We start from the raw sequence: 15400 nt of genomic DNA, 5'->3' as shown, positions 1-15400 counted from the left end.
CCTGCGGGAGAGATGGCGATGCAACCGGGACGTGTGGGGATCGTTGGTCTTGGCTTGATCGGGGGATCCCTTGGGCTGGATCTGCAGGCTCGGGGCTGGTCGGTGCAGGGCCTTGTACATCGTCAGGCCACGGCGGATCGCGCCATGGCCCGAGGGCTGGTGGGTTCGGTGTCGACCGATCCCAGCTGCCTCTCGGGTTGCGACCTGGTGATCCTGGCGTTGCCCATTCCCTTGCTGCTGAACCCACAGGATGAGCTCATTGCGGCCCTGCCTGAAGCAGCGGTGATCACCGATGTTGGTTCGGTCAAACAACCTGTGTTGCAGGCTTGGCGCCAGCGGCATCCCCGCTTTGTGGCCAGTCACCCCATGGCAGGCACAGCTCAGGCGGGCGTTGAGGCCGGTGTGCTGGATCTGTTCCGCGGCCGCCCTTGGATCGCGACTCCTGATGCGGCAACAGATCCATCTGCTCTGGCCCAGGTTCGTGATCTGGCCGTCAGCGTGGGCGGCCATTGGCTGACGGCCACCGCGTCCCAGCACGACCAGGCTGTGGCTCTGATTTCCCACATGCCGGTGCTGGTGAGTGCTGCACTGCTGCGGGCAGTGGGCGATGAACGGGATCCGGAGATCCGGCAGTTGGCCATGGTGCTGGCGTCCAGTGGCTTTGCCGACACCAGTCGCGTGGGTGGCGGGAATCCCGAGCTGGGGGTGGCGATGGCCTCCACCAATCGGGATGCGGTGTTGCGTGGCTTGGCGGCTTACCGCTGGAGCCTGGAGCAGCTCGAAGATGCCGTGCTCCAGCAAAACTGGTCTCAGCTCGAGTTGGAACTGCGCCGAACCCAGACCCTGCGCCCGGATTTTTTGAGGGCACCTGGGGAAGTCAGCTCCGAAAACTGAGGGGTTGACCCCGTTCGGCCCTGAGCTGCCGGCAGGCATTGAGGGCTGACAGGCTCACCCCCGCTGTGCCCTCGCCCGGATGGAGGCTGTCGCCGCAGAGCCAAAGCCCCGGCATGGGCGTTCGTCCTGCCAGGCCGAAGGGGCCGAACCGGCTTGGATGCTGTCCAAGGCCCCCGACCATGCCGTTGGGACGGCCCGTCCAGCCGGCGAAGCCCCGTGGTGTTGCCAGTTCAGCGTGCAACCAGGCGTCATCTTTGAGCGAGAGCCAGCGGTTCAACTCGGCTTGGATCAGCTTCAACATTTCTGTTTTGCGCTGCTGGTACTCCGGCTCCGGCAAGCGGCACCAGTCACCTGTTGGGGTGAACACGCTGGCAATCAAGGTGGCTTGCCCCTGGGGCGCACGCCCATCGCCCTCGCGGCTGATGGACACAAACAGAGGCCCTGGGGATGCGCAGCCCCGCTGGAGATGGCCTGGGCAGGAATGTGGCAGTGCATCACGCCGCACTGCTCCGTAAAGCACCAGCGCACCACTCGGTTCATGCAGGTTGTCCAGTCGCTTGCGGTACCCCTGGGGTAGTTGATCCGGTTCGATCAACTCTTGCAGGCACTGGGGCGGCAGGCTGCAGACCACATCACGGCTGTTGCGTTGGTGTTCCGTGCCCTTGCCGGTGCTGATCGTCACCTGCCAGCCGGATGAGCGGGGCTGCAGCTTGGTGACCCGATGCTTCATCAGCACCGTTCCGCCGTCGCGCTCAATGGCCGCCACCAGCTGATTGCTCAACACCTGCATCGATCCCTCGAGATGCCAGAGACCGAGCGGTGCTTGGGCCATCTGCAGGACGGTTGCGCCGTAAAGCGCCGCCGTGCGATCGGCCGGTTCTTGGGAGTACAGCTTCAGCTGGAGGTCGAGAAAGCGCCGCAGCCGTTGATCGTCACCGCAACCGCACAGCTGCAATAGATCGGCGATGGTCAGACCTGTGAACAGTCCCGATGCAAGCGTTGCGGGCCGAAGGGCCCGCAGCAATGTGCCGAGATCCCAGAGGGAGCGCGGCGTCACCACAGGGTCCTGGCTGGCGAACTGCCAGTTGCTGGAATGCAACTGATGGCAAAGGCTCCAGAAGCGCTGGCTGCCTGGGAATTGACGCTCACGCTCGGCGGCCCAGGCGTCCGGGTCATGCCAGAGCGAAATGGGAGGGGAGCCATCGCCGAGGTCGACCACACAACCTGGGTCCAGAAGCTCTGCGCTGGGCAGAGGCATGTCCAGATGCTTCAGCAGTCGGGCATGACTGCCGCCGGGCTCCAATCCAGCCACCTGGGTCGCCCCAACATCGAACACCCATGGACCACGCCGGAACGTTCCGGCACATCCCCCCGGTTGTTGATGCGCTTCCAGCAGCGTGACCTTGACGCCATCGCGGGCCAGGAGTGCCGCTGCGGTTAAGCCAGCGATCCCACCGCCCACCACGATCACGCTGGATTCGCTCACGGCGCCCTGAAGAATCGGGCCATGCTGGCAAGACAGGGGGCCTGCTGAGGATGAACAGCGAACTGCGCCGGGATCTCACCGCGAAGGACGGCCCGTTGGCGGGGGCTGTCATCACAGACGTCTCCCCCGTTGGTGGTGGCTGCATCCATCAGGCCTGGAAACTTCGCCTCTCTGATGGCCAGGTGTTGTTTGCCAAAAGTGGTGGCGCCAGCGCCCTACCCCTGTTTGAGGTGGAGGCGGAGGCCCTCGAGGCCCTGCATGCCCAAGCCGATACCTCGTTCCTGGTTGTGCCGCAGCCCATCGCTTTGGCAGCACTGCCCCATGGTGCGGTGCTGCTGTTGCCTTGGCTGGATTTTGGTGGCAGCGACCAAACAGCCCTTGGCCGGGGTTTGGCCTTGCTGCACCAGTCGTCGATGGCCTCCAGCCCAGCTCGTTTCGGCTGGCATCGGGATGGCTTCATCGGCGCTGGGTCTCAACCCGGTGGGTGGCGTGATGACTGGGGATCGGCCTTCGTGGAGCTCAGGCTGCGCCCGCAACTCGAGATCCTTGATGGGTTGCAGGTGGATTCAACGGACCTCAATCCGTTGTTGCTGCGCCTCGCAGAGCACTTGAACGAGCATCAACCGCGTCCTGCTTTGGTGCACGGCGATCTCTGGGGTGGGAATGCTGCCAGCCTCAGCGATGGACGGGGGAGCATTTTTGATCCCGCCAGCTGGTGGGCTGATCGGGAAGTTGATCTGGCCATGACCCGGCTGTTCGGCGGCTTCGGTGAAGCCTTCCGCTCGGGTTATGGGGAGGTGATCCCCGAGGCTTCAGGCGCTGACGGTCGGGTGGAGATCTACAACCTGTACCACCTGCTCAACCACGCCAATTTGTTTGGGGGGAGTTATTTGAGCCAATGCCGAGCCAGTCTCAAAGATCTGGCTCGGCGGCTTTGAGGCTCAGCCCAGGTACTCCTTCCGGAGGGTTTGAACACGCTGAACCAGGGCATTGCGCTTGTCGCTGGTGGTGAGGTTCTTCCAGCTCCATTGCCCCACCACGACCACGCCGAGAAGTTCCAGCAGGCCCGGAACGATGGGCAACAGATTGATCGTGTCAAGGATTCCCTTGATCAGGATCTGGGCAATGATCACGGCGGCAAAGATGCCGACGATCTTGCCGATGCGTCCCATCTGGCTCCAGTCGACCTGATCGAGCGTGTCGTTCACCTTGCCCAATACGTCGCTGTAGCGCTCAGCGAAGGAGGTGGTGTCTTCCTGCGCAGGAGTTTCGAGGGGTGTCGTCACGGTTGTGGCGGCATCCTTAACTTCAGTGGTGGCGTCACTCATGAGAACGACTAAATCCTTCACAATTTCAGCTGAGCGTATCGGTGCGACGGGGTCTACGCCATCCGTGCTGCAAATTGATCACCGATGCCACACGGATCTGGCCCGGATTTTGCTGGCGCCCCACCCCGAAGAAGGCTGCGCCTTGCTGCTGGGACAACGGACGAATTCAGGCTGTTTGAGGCTGACCACGACCTGGCCCTGTTGCAATGCCTGGGGACGGGGGGGATCCGGTCAGGAGCCTGTCCACGACCGTCGCAGCAGGTTTCTGGTGGATCCGAGGGAGCAGTTGGCAGCCCAGCGATGGGCGCGGGAGCGTCATCAACGTTGTCTTGGGGTGGCCCATTCCCATCCGGCGTCCGCCCCAGTTCCCTCGCCTCAGGATCGGCGCTTGGGACAGACGGAGAGTCTGATGTTGATCCTCTCTGCCTCGCTTGGCCTGCGGGCCTGGTGGCTGCATGGGGACCGCAGTGTGGATGAAATCCCGATTCATCTCTGGGACACTCACAAGGATGCAAGACCAACCGATGTTGAGTGCTGATGAGCGGGGGCGCTACGCCCGCCATCTGATCCTTCCCGAGGTTGGTTCGGCCGGTCAACTCCGGTTGAAGTCTGCTTCTGTGCTCTGTGTTGGCAGTGGAGGGCTCGGATCCCCTCTGCTGCTGTATCTGGCTGCGGCAGGTGTTGGTCGTATTGGAATCGTGGATGGAGATGTGGTGGAGCTGTCCAATCTCCAGCGGCAGGTGATCCACAGCTCCAGCGGGGTTGGCGGCTCCAAGGCCCGCTCAGCCGCAGCGCGGATCCACGACCTCAATCCCCACTGCCAGGTGGAGGTGCATGAACACATGCTGGATGTGGGCAATGCTCTGGATCTCATCGGTGCCTACGACCTGGTCTGTGACGGCACCGACAACTTCCCCAGCCGTTATCTGATCAACGACGCCTGTGTGTTGCTCGGCAAGCCCCTCGTCTACGGCTCCGTGCAGCGCTTTGACGGCCAGGTCAGCGTGTTCAACCGCACGCCGGCGAGCCCCAATTACCGCGATCTGCTGCCGGAACCCCCTCTCCCGGACGCTGTTCCGTCTTGCTCGGAGGCTGGGGTGATGGGTGTGATGCCGGGGCTGATCGGTCTGCTTCAGGCCACCGAAGCGATCAAACTGATCACCGGCATTGGCCAGTGCCTGGATGGTCGGCTGTTGGTGGTTGATGCCCTCGCGATGCGATTTCGCGAACTCACCCTCCGCGTTGATCCCGACCGACCGAAGGTTGAGAGCCTGATTGACTATCGCCAGTTCTGCCGTCCGGCGTCATCGGAGATGGAAGCCATCACTGTCATGGAGCTGAAGGCCCTGCTGGACTCCGCTCCAGACGAGATTGCGCTGGTTGATGTGCGCAATCCTCCTGAAGCAGAGGTGGCTTCGATTGAAGGAAGCCACTTGGTTCCGTTGGCCTCGCTGGAGAGTGGAGAGGCGATCGATCGCGTTCGTGATTTGGCGGAGGGACGGCGCCTTTTGGTGCACTGCAAGCTCGGGGGGCGTTCTTCCAGGGCCGTTGAGCTATTGGCTCAGCAGGGGATCGCGGCAACGAATGTGACCGGTGGAATTGATGCCTGGTCGCAGCAGGTGGATCCTGCAATCCCTCGTTACTGAACCTGAGGGTTAGTAATCCACCCCTCGCTTCAAGTCGACGCCCTGTTCGGCGTAGTGCTTGTGGCACACCATTTCGGAATGGATGCTGGCCAGATCGAAGTAGGCCGGAGGGTTTTTGCAGCGCCCCGTGATGATCACTTCAGTTTCTGCTGGTTTGCGCAGCAGGGTTTGCAGGATCGGCTCAACGGGCAGCAGCTCCAAATCCACCGTGGGGTTCAACTCATCGAGGATTACGGTTTTGTAGAGGCCGCTTGAGATGGCGGCCCGTGCGATCTCCCAGGCCCGCTCGGCCTCCACGTAATCGATCGGCTCCTGCTGGCCCCGCCAGACGATGGCATCACGGCCGGAGCGGAGGTGGTCCACCAAATGGGGATAGCTCTCGCGCAGGGCGGCGATGGCTGCATCTTCGGTGTAACCGCTGCCGCCTTTGAGCCACTGCAGGATCAAGACCCGATGGCTCTTGTCCTGGCTGATGCCCCGCCCGATGGCCTGCAGCGCTTTCCCGAGTGCACTGGTTGATTTGCCTTTGCCTTCACCGGTGTAGATCTCGATGCCGCTGCTCACATTGAGAGGCACCACCCGGTTGTTGTTCATGCCCGGACGGCGATGGGCACGCATCTCGGAGTGGAGGTCTGCCTCACGCACCAACGGGGCCGGTGCAGCCCGACCGGTGACGATGATCTCCATCCCCTCCGGCCGGTTGCTGAGGGTGCGGACCACGTCATCCAGATCCAGCAGGCCGAGATCCAGCACGGGATTGAGCTCGTCCAGAACCACCACCGAGTAGAGGGCACTGGCGATCGCGCCCTTGGCGATCACCCAGCCCCGCTGGGCTTCGTCGCGGTCGAACCGGGTGGCTTCATCAGCGGTGAAGTGATCGGCCCTTCCGGTGCGCAGATGGTCGATCAAATGGGGGAAGCCCTGCTGCAAAGCTTCGATGGCCGCATCCTCGTCGTAGGCCCGTCCTGGGCCCTTGAGAAAGCGCAACAGCAGCACCCGGGTCTGGCGCTGCTCGCAGATGCCGAGGCCGATGGTGCGCAGCACAACCCCTAGGGCTGCTTGGCTTTTGCCCTTGCCTTCGCCGTCATAGATGTGCAGCTGTCCATGGCTGCGCTCGCGGCTGTCCGCTGCGGTGATAATGCCGATGCTTCGAGGCATGGGGACAGCTCTTACCGTTGGAGCCTACCTAGCTCAACTGGTTTTCCCCGCTGATGTTTCGGTTGCAGGAGCCTTTGGCGGATCGAGAGCAGCAGCTGCTGGCGAACCTGCGGCAGTGGATGGCAGATCAATCTGCCCTTTGTGTGGCCTATTCCGGTGGAGTCGACAGCACCCTGGTGGCGGCGATGGCCTACGAAGCCCAGGGCGATGCCGCTCTGGCGGTAACGGGTGTCTCCCCGGCTCTGGCGCCGCATCTGTTGCGGGAAGCCCGGGATCAAGCCTCCTGGATCGGCATCCCGCATCGGGAGTGTGCAACGGCCGAGTTGAACGACCCTGACTACAGCAGCAACCCCGTGGATCGCTGCTTTGCCTGCAAGCGTGAACTGCACCAGCACCTTCAGCCCATTGCCGCGGCGGCTGGAGACGCGTTGGTGATTGATGGGGTCAATCTCGATGACCTCGGTGATCATCGGCCCGGCATTGAAGCGGCCCGACAGGCGGGGGTTCGCTCCCCCCTTGCGGAATTGTCGATCGACAAATCCATGATTCGTTCGCTGTCACGGGCCCTTGGTTTTCCCTGGTGGGATAAGCCGGCGCAGCCCTGCCTGGCCTCCCGTTTCCCCTATGGCGAAAGCATCAGCGCTGAGCGGTTGAAGCGGGTGGGTCAGGCGGAAGCCTGGTTGATTGCCAGGGGATTCAGCTCCGTTCGTGTGCGCTCCCACGGATTGGCGGCACGGATTGAGGTGCCCAGCGAGCAGATCCGCGCTGTGCTCGCGCTGGCGGAAAGCGAGCCTCTGGTGGAGGCTTTTCGCTCCCTTGGCTTCACCTCCGTGAACCTGGATCTGGAAGGTCTGGTCAGCGGCAAGTTGAACCGCCGCTGATTTTGCCTGGGCCGGATCAGCTGGGGAGCTGGCTCGGCGTTTCCACAGGCTCTCTCACCCCAGTGGCAATGGCCGCCGGTGTTTCACGCAGAAAGCTCTTCAGCGCATGGCGTTTCGCTTGAAGCTCACTGCAGAGAATCGCGCAGGCCTGTTCCGGCATGGTGTGGTCACCACAGGTGAACACATCAACCGCGGCGTAGCCGGATTCCGGCCAGGTGTGGATGGAAATGTGGGATTCCGCCAGCAGGGCAAGGCCTGTGACGCCCTGGGGTTGAAATTGATGGGTGATCAGGTTCAGCAGCGTCGCACCAGCGCCTTTGGCTGCTGAGGTGATCGTTGTGCGGATGAATGCTTCGTCGTCGAGCCGGCTCGGATCGCAGTCGTAGAGCTCGAGAATGCAGTGTTTGCCGACCATGTCGGTGGCATGAATCTCAGGTGCCCCCCATCCCGGGTTGGGATGCAGTTCAGAGAGGGTCTGCTCCATCAGGCGATGAGAGAAAAACAGGTCCGCCACCTTATCCGATCTTCAGATCGGGTCTCAGGTCTCTTGCGCCGAGAATTTGGGCCTGCTGCTGCCATCCGCCGCCAAAGCCCTCGAGGTGGGTGGCGCTCACCAGGCATTGATGCGATTCGCCCACGGCCTCCAGGAGAAGCTGCTGGCGGGTTGGATCAAGTTCGGCCAATACATCATCAAGAAGCAGCAGGGGTGGCTCCCCACAGAGCTGGGTCACCAGCTCCAGTTCGGCGAGCTTCAGGCCCAGCACCAGCGACCGCTGCTGGCCTGCCGAGCCAAACCGTCGTGCCGGGCTGCCCCCCAGCAGCAGGGCGATCTCATCGCGGTGCGGGCCCACGCGGCAGCTGCCGAGCCGTTCCTCCTCTCCCCGCTGCTGGCGCAGTTGCTCCTCGATGGCGAGTCGCCAGGGTTCTTCGGCATCCTCCCCGTCGAGCATGCTGCCGGGTTTGTAGTGCAGTTCCAAGGCTTCTGTGCCCCCGCTGAGGTGGGCCTGCCAGCGTTGGGCTATCGGTTCCAGCCGATGCAGGGCCCGTTGCCGCCGCCGGTGAATTCGGGTGCTCACCAGCGCCATCTGAACGTCAAAAGCATCAAGCAGTGCATGGCGTTCGCCACTGGAGACCTGCCGCTGGCGCCAGAGCTGGCTGCGCTGCCGCAGCAACCGGTTCAGCCGCGCCATCAGATCGGCATAGACCGGTTCGAGCTGCAGCACGACGCGGTCCAGCCATTGGCGGCGTAGGGCGGGTTCGCCCCGCACTAGATCAAGATCCAGGGCGCTGAAGCCGATGCAGCGCAGCGGACCAATCAGGTCCAGCTGCCGATCCAGCAGCTTGCCGTTCCGTTTGGCCTGACGGCCTCCCTGGCGGCGCAGTTCCAGCTCCAGACGATCCCCATCCCTCACGTCGGCCCGGATCAGGGCCTGCGGAGCGTCCCACTGGATCAGATCGCGATCATTGCTGCAGCGATGGGAGCGCAGGCTGCCCAGCAGCTCAACCGCTTCGAGCAGGTTGGACTTGCCGATGCCATTGGGCCCGATCACCAAAAGGCGTGGCTGCGTCAGTTCCAGCTGCAGAACGGTGTGGTTCCGGAAGCCCTGCAGTTGGAGCCTGTGGAGCCGGATGGGTGCTGGGGCGACCAGTGAGTAAGGTACCTGTATCGGGACGGTTGCCGCTCGATATCACTGCGGCTTAACGCCGATCAGTGGGCATGTAGCTCAGTTGGATAGAGCATCAGATTCCGGTTCTGAGGGTCGGGGGTTCGAGTCCCTCCATGCTCGTGTTTGAACTCAATGTCTCAGCTCAGGCTGAGGCCCATGGCGCGAATGCCATTGGGATCAATCAGGAAACCCTGCTGTTTGAGAGCGTCCAGCGCATCCGCAGGGGCCGAGATTGAAAGGCTGCAGCCCGGCAGATCCCGGCGCAGAATCTGCAGCGCTCGGTGCACCAGAACGGCGAAAAGGGCCCCTTGGTTCGGCCCTGGTTTGGCGGCCAGGTTCCAAAGATTGGCGTTGAGGGCCAGATCACTGGTGGCCCGAACAAATCCGATCAGTTCCCCCGTTGATTCCTCAAGGATGCTGATCTGCCACAAGCTGCGCTGAAGGGCGAGCTCCCAGCGTTCCTCAGGGTGGGTTGATTCCCCGCAGGACATCAGCAATGTGTTGAGCTGCTGGGAGGTGGGAGGGGTTGATGTTTCGAGTCGCGTTCCCTCGGGTAAGGGTGGAATCGAGGGTTGTTGAAGGAACGACAGCACTGTGGATCAGCCGGTGTTGCGCATGCCGGCTGCAATGCCGTTGAGGGTGAGCAAAGCTCCCCGCAGCAGTTCACTGCGGCTGTAAGTGCGGGTGTCCTCGGGGGCGCCTGGCGTCTCACTCATGGGCGGTTGCCTGTTCTGATCCCGCAGTCGCTTCAGCAGCGCAACCTGCAGGAAGCCCAGGGGAACGATGGTGCGGTTGCGCAGATCAACCGACAGCTGCAGCCCTTGATCAGCGCCCAGCAGTCTGTTTTGGCCCGTGATTTCCAGAACCAGTTTTCGAGTGAGTTCGTATTCCTTGGCGATCACCTGGAAGATCGCTTCAAAGGCTTCCCGCTGTTCGGGGTGCCCCAGGCTGTTCATGTAGTGACGGGCCAGGTCGAGATCCACCTTGGAGAGGGTCATTTCCACTTTGGAAATGAGCATTCGGAAGAACGGCCAACGTTGATGGAGGCGCCGCAGCAGGTCGAGTTGTTCGGAGTCGCCGCCCACTTCTTCCGAGAGCGCCGTGCCGAAACCGAACCAGCTCGGCAGCAGGAACCGACTCTGGGTCCAGCCGAAGACCCAAGGAATGGCCCGCAGGCTGGAGAGGTCCTTGGCGCCGGTTTTGCGTCGGGCTGGTCGACTGGAGATCTGCAGCTTGCTGATTTCCTCGATCGGTGTGACCTGCTGGAAAAACGCCACCAGATCAGGATTGTCGTGAACCAGAGCCCGGTAATGGTCCCTTGAACGGGTGGCAAGGCGACTCATCAGCTGGTTCCAGCTGGGTGTCGCATCAAGCTGGTTGGTGACCAGGCTGTTCTGCACCACGGCCGTGGTGACGGTCTCCAGGTTGTAGAGCGCCAACTCGGGCAGGCTGTACTTCGAGGCCAGAACTTCGCCCTGTTCGGTGATTTTGATCCGGCCCTGGAGTGTGCCGCTGGGTTGGGCCAGGATCGCCTGATAGGCCGGCCCGCCACCACGACTGACGGATCCACCGCGTCCGTGGAAGAGGCGAAGCGCCACGTCCTGGCGGCTGGCGAGTTCCTGAAGGGCGATCTGGGCCTGATGAATCTCCCAGTTGCTGGAGAGGAAGCCGGAATCCTTGTTGCTGTCGGAGTAGCCCAGCATCAGCTCCTGCAGCGGCTGCTTTTGCTGCCCCACAACGGGGAGGAGTTCGCGGTAGAGCGGCGTTTTGAACAGACCCTCCATCACCTCAGGGGCCCGTTGGAGATCCTCCACGGTTTCGAACAGCGGCACCACCAACAGGGAGGCCCGTTTGTTGGGCGGGTCTACGAGACCCGCTTCCTTGGCCAGCAGCAGAACCTCCAAGAGATCCGATGCCGTGTGGCTCATAGAGATCACGTAGGAGTTGCAGATCCGCGGACCGAACTCCTCCTGGAGGCGCTGCAGCATTCGGAACACCGCCAGCGTCTCGGCCGTCGCTGCCGACCAGCTGGCGGCAGGCGGGATCAGGGGCCGACGGGTCTGCAGTTCCTGCAGGAGCCATGCCATCCGCTCCGTCTCGTCCATGTCCCCATAGGCCTGGGGAAGTTCAAGGCTGCGGGTGAGCTCGTCGATGGCATCGCTATGACGGGTGCTCTCCTGACGGATGTCCAGGCTGGTCAGTGAGAACCCGAAGATGTGCACCTGGTGCAGCAGGGTGTCGAGCTGTTCGCAGCTCAGTTCAGTGCTCACGAGGCTGTTGCGCACCAACTCCAGATCACTTCGGAACTGGTCCACCGAGGTGTAGTGGAGAACCTCAGCGTTACCGAGCCCATCCTTGGGATCGGCCAGCGCCTCACAGGGCATCTGCCAGCCCGCTTCCGACAGTTGGTTGTTGCGGGCGAGGGTGCGCTCCAGTTTTTCGAGCACGTAGCAGAGCTTCAGCCGGTAGGGCTCCAGTCGGTATCGCGCTGCTCTGCGCTCGTAGATCTCCGGGAAGCGGAGCCGATCCATTTCGAGCGACTCCAGCAGTGATGGAGCCACCTGACTCCACTGCATGGAGATGCTCAGCTGCTGCCGGAGCGACTGCACAGAACTGATGTAGAGCTCCAGCATCAGCTGTCGCTGGTAACAGGCGGTTCGCCAGGTGATCTCGGGTGTGACCGAAGGATTGCCGTCACGATCGGAACCCACCCAGGAGCCGAAGGTGCAGAACGACGCCTGGGGAACCTGGACATCGGGGTAGTGGCGATGCAGGGCGGAGATCAGCCTTCTGCGCAGTTGCGGCATCGCGTCAAACAACACCTGCTGGAAGTAGTGCAGGGTTGAATCCACCTCGTCGATGACGGTGGGCTTGAACTGGTGGAGTTCATCGGTGCGCCACCACAGGCGGATTTCCTCCTCCAGTTGGTCGCGGCAGTCCTCCCGCAGCTGATGCGCCAGAGGGGCGTCGGATTGAAGTTGCTGGAGCAGGTTGGCGACTCGCCTCTGCTTGTGCCGCACCGTGTGCCGCACGATCTCCGTCGGGTGCGCGGTGAAGACCAGCCGGATGTCCAGTTCCCGCAGCAGTTGTTCCACCTGCGCGGGGGGGACGTTCATCCGCCGCAGCCGTTCGAACACCTCTCCAAAGGTGGCTGGATCGGTCTGATTGGCGAGGGGCGGAGCGAAGGGATCAAAGGCGTCCCGTTGGGCCGCGTCAGCGCTGGAATTGGGGCTCAGGCTGTCGAGATAGCTGTCTTCCTCGATCCGTTGCTCAAGGATGTTGATGAGCTGGAAATACAGCGAAAAAGCGCGGGCCGCGGAGATGGCCTCCGAAAGGTCCATGGCTTTGATCAGCTCGACGATCGCCTCGCTCGTGCTGTCGCCATCTCGCCCTCCCATCGAGACGGGGTCGCTGAGTTGTTTGAGCCTCAGCAGGCGTTCGCTCTGATCCGGTGGACACTCGCTGCGCAGCACCGACTTCCAGAGGTCTTCAATCAGGTCCAGCCGGTGCTGAAGAAGCTGTCCTGCGCCGGATCCGCCACCGCTCAAGCGTGCAGTCTCTTGCTCGGAGACAGGGGTGGTGGACTCGGGCATGAAGTCTCCACGCTGCGACGAACTCGACATGATCATCCCAAACAGGCTTCCCCGGTGGAGATCCGTTCTTCCTCCTCCATCCGCTGGATACCTTCCTGAAGCAGGTTTTCGATGGATTGCCCCTGGCCATGGGCCGCTTCCCAGCGCATGGCCTGGTTGCCATCAACAAGTAGGGAATCCAAGGGCTTCAAGCAGGCGCTGAGCTGGAGCGATTCGGCCAGGGGAGTGAGCTGATCAATCAGCTGCCGCAGCCAGTCTTTGCAGTTGATGACACGGCCGTCCTGCCAATGCCTGAGTTCAGCATTCAGGCTGGTTCGGGCCACGGCGGCGTCGTTGCTGTCGGCGAGCTGGACCAGTTCAGCGGCGCTCAGCGAACTGCTGCTGAGTGGATCGAGGCTTTCGATGTTGTTTTTGAGGGCCAGCAGCCGCAGCTCCAGCAGACAGGTGATCGCCAGCAGCTGATCGGGATTGGTGACCAGATCACAGATCCTTAATTCCAACCGGTTGAGGTCGTAGGGGCGCCGAGGACCATTGGGCCGAACCGACGTCCACAGGTGACGCTCGTTGCGCATGGCACCCGTGGACAGCTGCTCCTCCACCCACTCGATGTAGTGCTGGTGATCCCTAAAGAGAGGAACTGCAGCGGGCGTGAGCGGGAATTGATGCCATCGCTGGGAGTGGTTGCTGGTGCTCTGCCCATCCAGGAAGGGAGAACTTGCACTCAGGGCAAGCAGCAGAGCCGCTTCGCAGCGCACGAGCCGGACCGCTGCAAACAACCAGTTGAGATCGGTGATCCCAAGGTTGATATGGATGCTGGCTGTCACGACCCTGGTGCCGTACAGCTGCTCAATCAGCGCGTGATAGGCGTTCTCGGGGTCGGAGCGTTCGAATCGGCTGCTGCCACCCAGGCTCATGGTGCTGCCGGGGAGAAGCGTCAGCTCCCGCTTCTGCAGCCACTGCCGCAGCGTCCGCCGGGGAGCAAGCAGCGCCTCGGGCAGTTCCGCGTAATCCCGGATCGGGTCGGTGACGTATTCGAGGTTGCGACGGTCCGGTTCCGTCACGAAGCCAGGCAGGTCCCTGACCACGTCGGGGGCGACGCCCACGTTGGCTCCGTTGCTTCTACCGGTGAACAGTTCAACCTCGAAGCCTTTCAGCAGGAGGGGTTGCGTTGTCATCCCGGCGGATTCAGGCACGCCAGTGCTGTGAGCATTCCCCGGGCTTTGTTGAGGGTCTCCTCAAACTCCGCCGTCGGCTGTGAATCGGCCACAACGCCCGCTCCGGCCTGCACTTTCACCCGGCATCCCCCGCCATCACGGGGTTGCACCACCATGGTGCGGATCGTGATCGCCGTGTTGAGGGCCCCGGCCAGATCAACGGATCCGTACACCCCCGAATAGGGGCCACGGGCATCGGGCTCCAGCTCGTGTATGAGTTGCATTGCCCGGATTTTCGGTGCGCCGCTCACGGTGCCGGCGGGGAACGCCGCCATCAGCAGATCCCACACGTCGTGCGTGGGCCCGAGGCGTCCTTCGACTTGGCTGACGATGTGCATCACGTGGGAGTAGCGCTCGATCACCATCAGGTCTTGCACGGCCACGCTTCCGGGCTGACAGACCCTGCCGAGGTCATTGCGGCCCAGATCCACCAGCATTACGTGCTCAGCCCTTTCCTTGGGGTCGGCCAGCAGGTCAGCTTCCAGTTCGCGGTCTTCCAGGGGCGTGGCGCCGCGGGGCCGAGTTCCGGCGATGGGGCGAAGGCTGGCGTGGATGCCATCAGCAGCGGGTTCGGCTTGAACCATCACTTCCGGACTGGAGCCAATCAGTTGCCAGTCCCCAAAGTCGAAGAACGCCATATACGGAGAAGGATTCACCATCCGCAAACTGCGGTACAGCTCCAGGGGTGATTGAGGCACCTCGGTTTCCAGGCGCTGACTGATCACCAGTTGGAACACATCGCCGGCTGCGATGTGTTCCTTGGCGGTGTCGACGGCGGCTTCGAATTCATCGCGGCTGCGGTTGGAGCGCACCGCGGGAAGCTCTTTGCTTCTCGCGTCCCAGGTAAGTGGTTTGACGGCCGGCAGAGGTGCGTTCATCCGCTGGCGCAGGGCCTCAATCCGTCCGATTGCGGTTTGCCAGGCCTGCTCCTCATCCGCTCCGTTGGAGAGGTCGCCGAAGGCAACAGCGGTGATCTGTCGTTTCACCTGATCAAAGATCAGGATCGCGTCCATCAACATCCAGATCCCATCCGGGGGATCGGCAGCAGCGCGGGGATGAACGGCGACGGTGGGTTCGATCCACTGGATCAGTTCGTAACTCCAAACGCCATAAAGCTGCCCAAGCGGAGGGAGGCCCGGCAGGTTGACGCAGGAGTACGGCGCCAGGCAGTCGCGTAGGGATTCGAGGGGATTGCCGTTGAAGGTCTCTTCACGACCATCTCGCCAGGTGCGCGTCAGACGATCGTTGTGCGCTGACGCCGTCCAGAGTGGATCGCAGGCGATCACGCTCCAACGCCCCAAGGTCTCACCACCCTCGACGGACTCCAGCAGCACACCAGGAGGCCTTCCGTCACCCACCTTGATCCAGGTGGTGAGGGGTGTTTCAAGATCTGCGGGCCAACTCTGTGCCAGAGGAATCAGGTTGGCACCACTGCAAACAGCCTGATGAAAGGCGTCGCGATCGGGACTGAACATGACCTGATCATCGCAGCCGGGACCCGGAGATCATGACCTCCGGGCGTCGGTTTTGAGA

The 15400-nt window shown here is 62.5% G+C and carries 14 protein-coding genes and 1 tRNA gene; 6 read left to right on the top strand and 9 right to left on the bottom strand.

All coding sequences use genetic code 11. From position 1 onward, the window contains the following. The first annotated feature begins 12 nt into the window (after positions 1-12). The gene (locus DXY33_RS07185; protein WP_115132343.1) at positions 13-894 is read left to right on the top strand and encodes a prephenate/arogenate dehydrogenase; all 882 of its coding nucleotides are present in this window, start codon (positions 13-15) and stop codon (positions 892-894) included. Here DXY33_RS07185 and crtD read toward each other — a convergent pair. Next, complete coding sequence (gene crtD / locus DXY33_RS07180; protein ID WP_115132342.1) at positions 878-2380, bottom strand: C-3',4' desaturase CrtD; 1503 nt, start codon at positions 2378-2380, stop codon at positions 878-880. The genes DXY33_RS07185 and crtD overlap by 17 nt on opposite strands. A gap of 50 nt (positions 2381-2430) precedes the next feature. Here crtD and DXY33_RS07175 point away from each other — a divergent pair, with 50 nt between their 5' ends. Next, positions 2431-3318, top strand: a complete 888-nt coding sequence (locus DXY33_RS07175) for a fructosamine kinase family protein (RefSeq protein WP_115132341.1) — start codon at positions 2431-2433, stop codon at positions 3316-3318. Between the two features lie 3 nt (positions 3319-3321). On the opposite strand, the gene DXY33_RS07170 is transcribed toward DXY33_RS07175, so the two are convergent. Continuing rightward, on the bottom strand, positions 3322-3708 hold the full coding sequence (locus DXY33_RS07170) for a CAAD domain-containing protein (RefSeq protein ID WP_115132340.1): 387 nt from the start codon (positions 3706-3708) through the stop codon (positions 3322-3324). 64 nt (positions 3709-3772) lie between these two features. On the opposite strand from DXY33_RS07170, the gene DXY33_RS07165 reads away from it, so the two are divergent. Together DXY33_RS07165 and moeB are read left to right on the top strand one after the other, a co-directional pair. Continuing rightward, positions 3773-4246, top strand: a complete 474-nt coding sequence (locus tag DXY33_RS07165) for a M67 family metallopeptidase (protein WP_244275925.1) — start codon at positions 3773-3775, stop codon at positions 4244-4246. Next, on the top strand, positions 4218-5354 hold the full coding sequence (gene moeB / locus DXY33_RS07160) for a molybdopterin-synthase adenylyltransferase MoeB (RefSeq protein WP_115132338.1): 1137 nt from the start codon (positions 4218-4220) through the stop codon (positions 5352-5354). Before DXY33_RS07165 ends, moeB begins: the two co-directional genes overlap by 29 nt. Positions 5355-5363: 9 nt before the next feature. Here the strand turns inward: moeB and DXY33_RS07155 are convergent, their stop codons facing one another. Continuing rightward, positions 5364-6512 carry a cob(I)yrinic acid a,c-diamide adenosyltransferase gene (locus DXY33_RS07155; RefSeq protein WP_115132337.1) on the bottom strand — a complete coding sequence of 383 codons (1149 nt, stop codon included), beginning with the start codon at positions 6510-6512 and terminating at the stop codon, positions 5364-5366. Positions 6513-6565: 53 nt separating this feature from the next. On the opposite strand from DXY33_RS07155, the gene larE reads away from it, so the two are divergent. Next, on the top strand, positions 6566-7393 hold the full coding sequence (gene larE, locus DXY33_RS07150; RefSeq protein ID WP_115132336.1) for an ATP-dependent sacrificial sulfur transferase LarE: 828 nt from the start codon (positions 6566-6568) through the stop codon (positions 7391-7393). 16 nt (positions 7394-7409) lie between these two features. Here larE and speD read toward each other — a convergent pair whose 3' ends face one another. Next, complete coding sequence (speD, locus tag DXY33_RS07145) at positions 7410-7877, bottom strand: adenosylmethionine decarboxylase (RefSeq protein ID WP_115010551.1); 468 nt, start codon at positions 7875-7877, stop codon at positions 7410-7412. Positions 7878-7908: 31 nt separating this feature from the next. Next, on the bottom strand, positions 7909-9003 hold the full coding sequence (recF, locus tag DXY33_RS07140) for a DNA replication/repair protein RecF (RefSeq protein WP_244275933.1): 1095 nt from the start codon (positions 9001-9003) through the stop codon (positions 7909-7911). A gap of 103 nt (positions 9004-9106) precedes the next feature. Between recF and DXY33_RS07135 the strand changes: the two genes are divergently transcribed. Beyond that, positions 9107-9180 (top strand) — tRNA-Arg (locus DXY33_RS07135). A gap of 17 nt (positions 9181-9197) precedes the next feature. Here DXY33_RS07135 and DXY33_RS07130 read toward each other — a convergent pair. From DXY33_RS07130 to DXY33_RS07115, 4 genes are read right to left on the bottom strand one after another with little or no spacing between them, the layout of a single operon-like run. After that, positions 9198-9653, bottom strand: coding sequence for an N-acetyltransferase (locus tag DXY33_RS07130; RefSeq protein WP_115080374.1), 456 nt, complete (start codon positions 9651-9653; stop codon positions 9198-9200). A 6-nt stretch (positions 9654-9659) separates the two neighbouring features. Next, positions 9660-12689, bottom strand: a complete 3030-nt coding sequence (gene ppc, locus DXY33_RS07125) for a phosphoenolpyruvate carboxylase (protein WP_371634684.1) — start codon at positions 12687-12689, stop codon at positions 9660-9662. After that, complete coding sequence (gene gshA / locus DXY33_RS07120; RefSeq protein WP_115132333.1) at positions 12686-13828, bottom strand: glutamate--cysteine ligase; 1143 nt, start codon at positions 13826-13828, stop codon at positions 12686-12688. The genes ppc and gshA overlap by 4 nt, the downstream gene beginning before the upstream one ends. Further along, positions 13825-15342, bottom strand: a complete 1518-nt coding sequence (locus tag DXY33_RS07115) for an anthranilate synthase component I family protein (protein WP_115132332.1) — start codon at positions 15340-15342, stop codon at positions 13825-13827. The genes gshA and DXY33_RS07115 overlap by 4 nt, the downstream gene beginning before the upstream one ends. Between the last annotated feature and the right edge of the window lie 58 nt (positions 15343-15400).

Source organism: Synechococcus sp. N26 (genome assembly GCF_900473975.1).
Classification (GTDB): domain Bacteria; phylum Cyanobacteriota; class Cyanobacteriia; order PCC-6307; family Cyanobiaceae; genus Parasynechococcus.
Note: the sequence above shows the minus strand (reverse complement) of the source record. Positions and strands in the feature narration are given on the sequence as shown.

Coding starts and splice junctions, on each gene's coding strand:
- DXY33_RS07170 (WP_115132340.1), bottom strand. CDS start 3,708: ATGAGTGACGCCACCACTGAAGTTAAGGATGCCGCCACAACCGTGACG.
- ppc (WP_371634684.1), bottom strand. CDS start 12,689: ATGATCATGTCGAGTTCGTCGCAGCGTGGAGACTTCATGCCCGAGTCC.
- DXY33_RS07115 (WP_115132332.1), bottom strand. CDS start 15,342: ATGTTCAGTCCCGATCGCGACGCCTTTCATCAGGCTGTTTGCAGTGGT.
- DXY33_RS07175 (WP_115132341.1), top strand. CDS start 2,431: ATGAACAGCGAACTGCGCCGGGATCTCACCGCGAAGGACGGCCCGTTG.
- DXY33_RS07155 (WP_115132337.1), bottom strand. CDS start 6,512: ATGCCTCGAAGCATCGGCATTATCACCGCAGCGGACAGCCGCGAGCGC.
- moeB (WP_115132338.1), top strand. CDS start 4,218: ATGCAAGACCAACCGATGTTGAGTGCTGATGAGCGGGGGCGCTACGCC.
- DXY33_RS07185 (WP_115132343.1), top strand. CDS start 13: ATGGCGATGCAACCGGGACGTGTGGGGATCGTTGGTCTTGGCTTGATC.
- gshA (WP_115132333.1), bottom strand. CDS start 13,828: ATGACAACGCAACCCCTCCTGCTGAAAGGCTTCGAGGTTGAACTGTTC.
- speD (WP_115010551.1), bottom strand. CDS start 7,877: ATGGAGCAGACCCTCTCTGAACTGCATCCCAACCCGGGATGGGGGGCA.
- larE (WP_115132336.1), top strand. CDS start 6,566: ATGTTTCGGTTGCAGGAGCCTTTGGCGGATCGAGAGCAGCAGCTGCTG.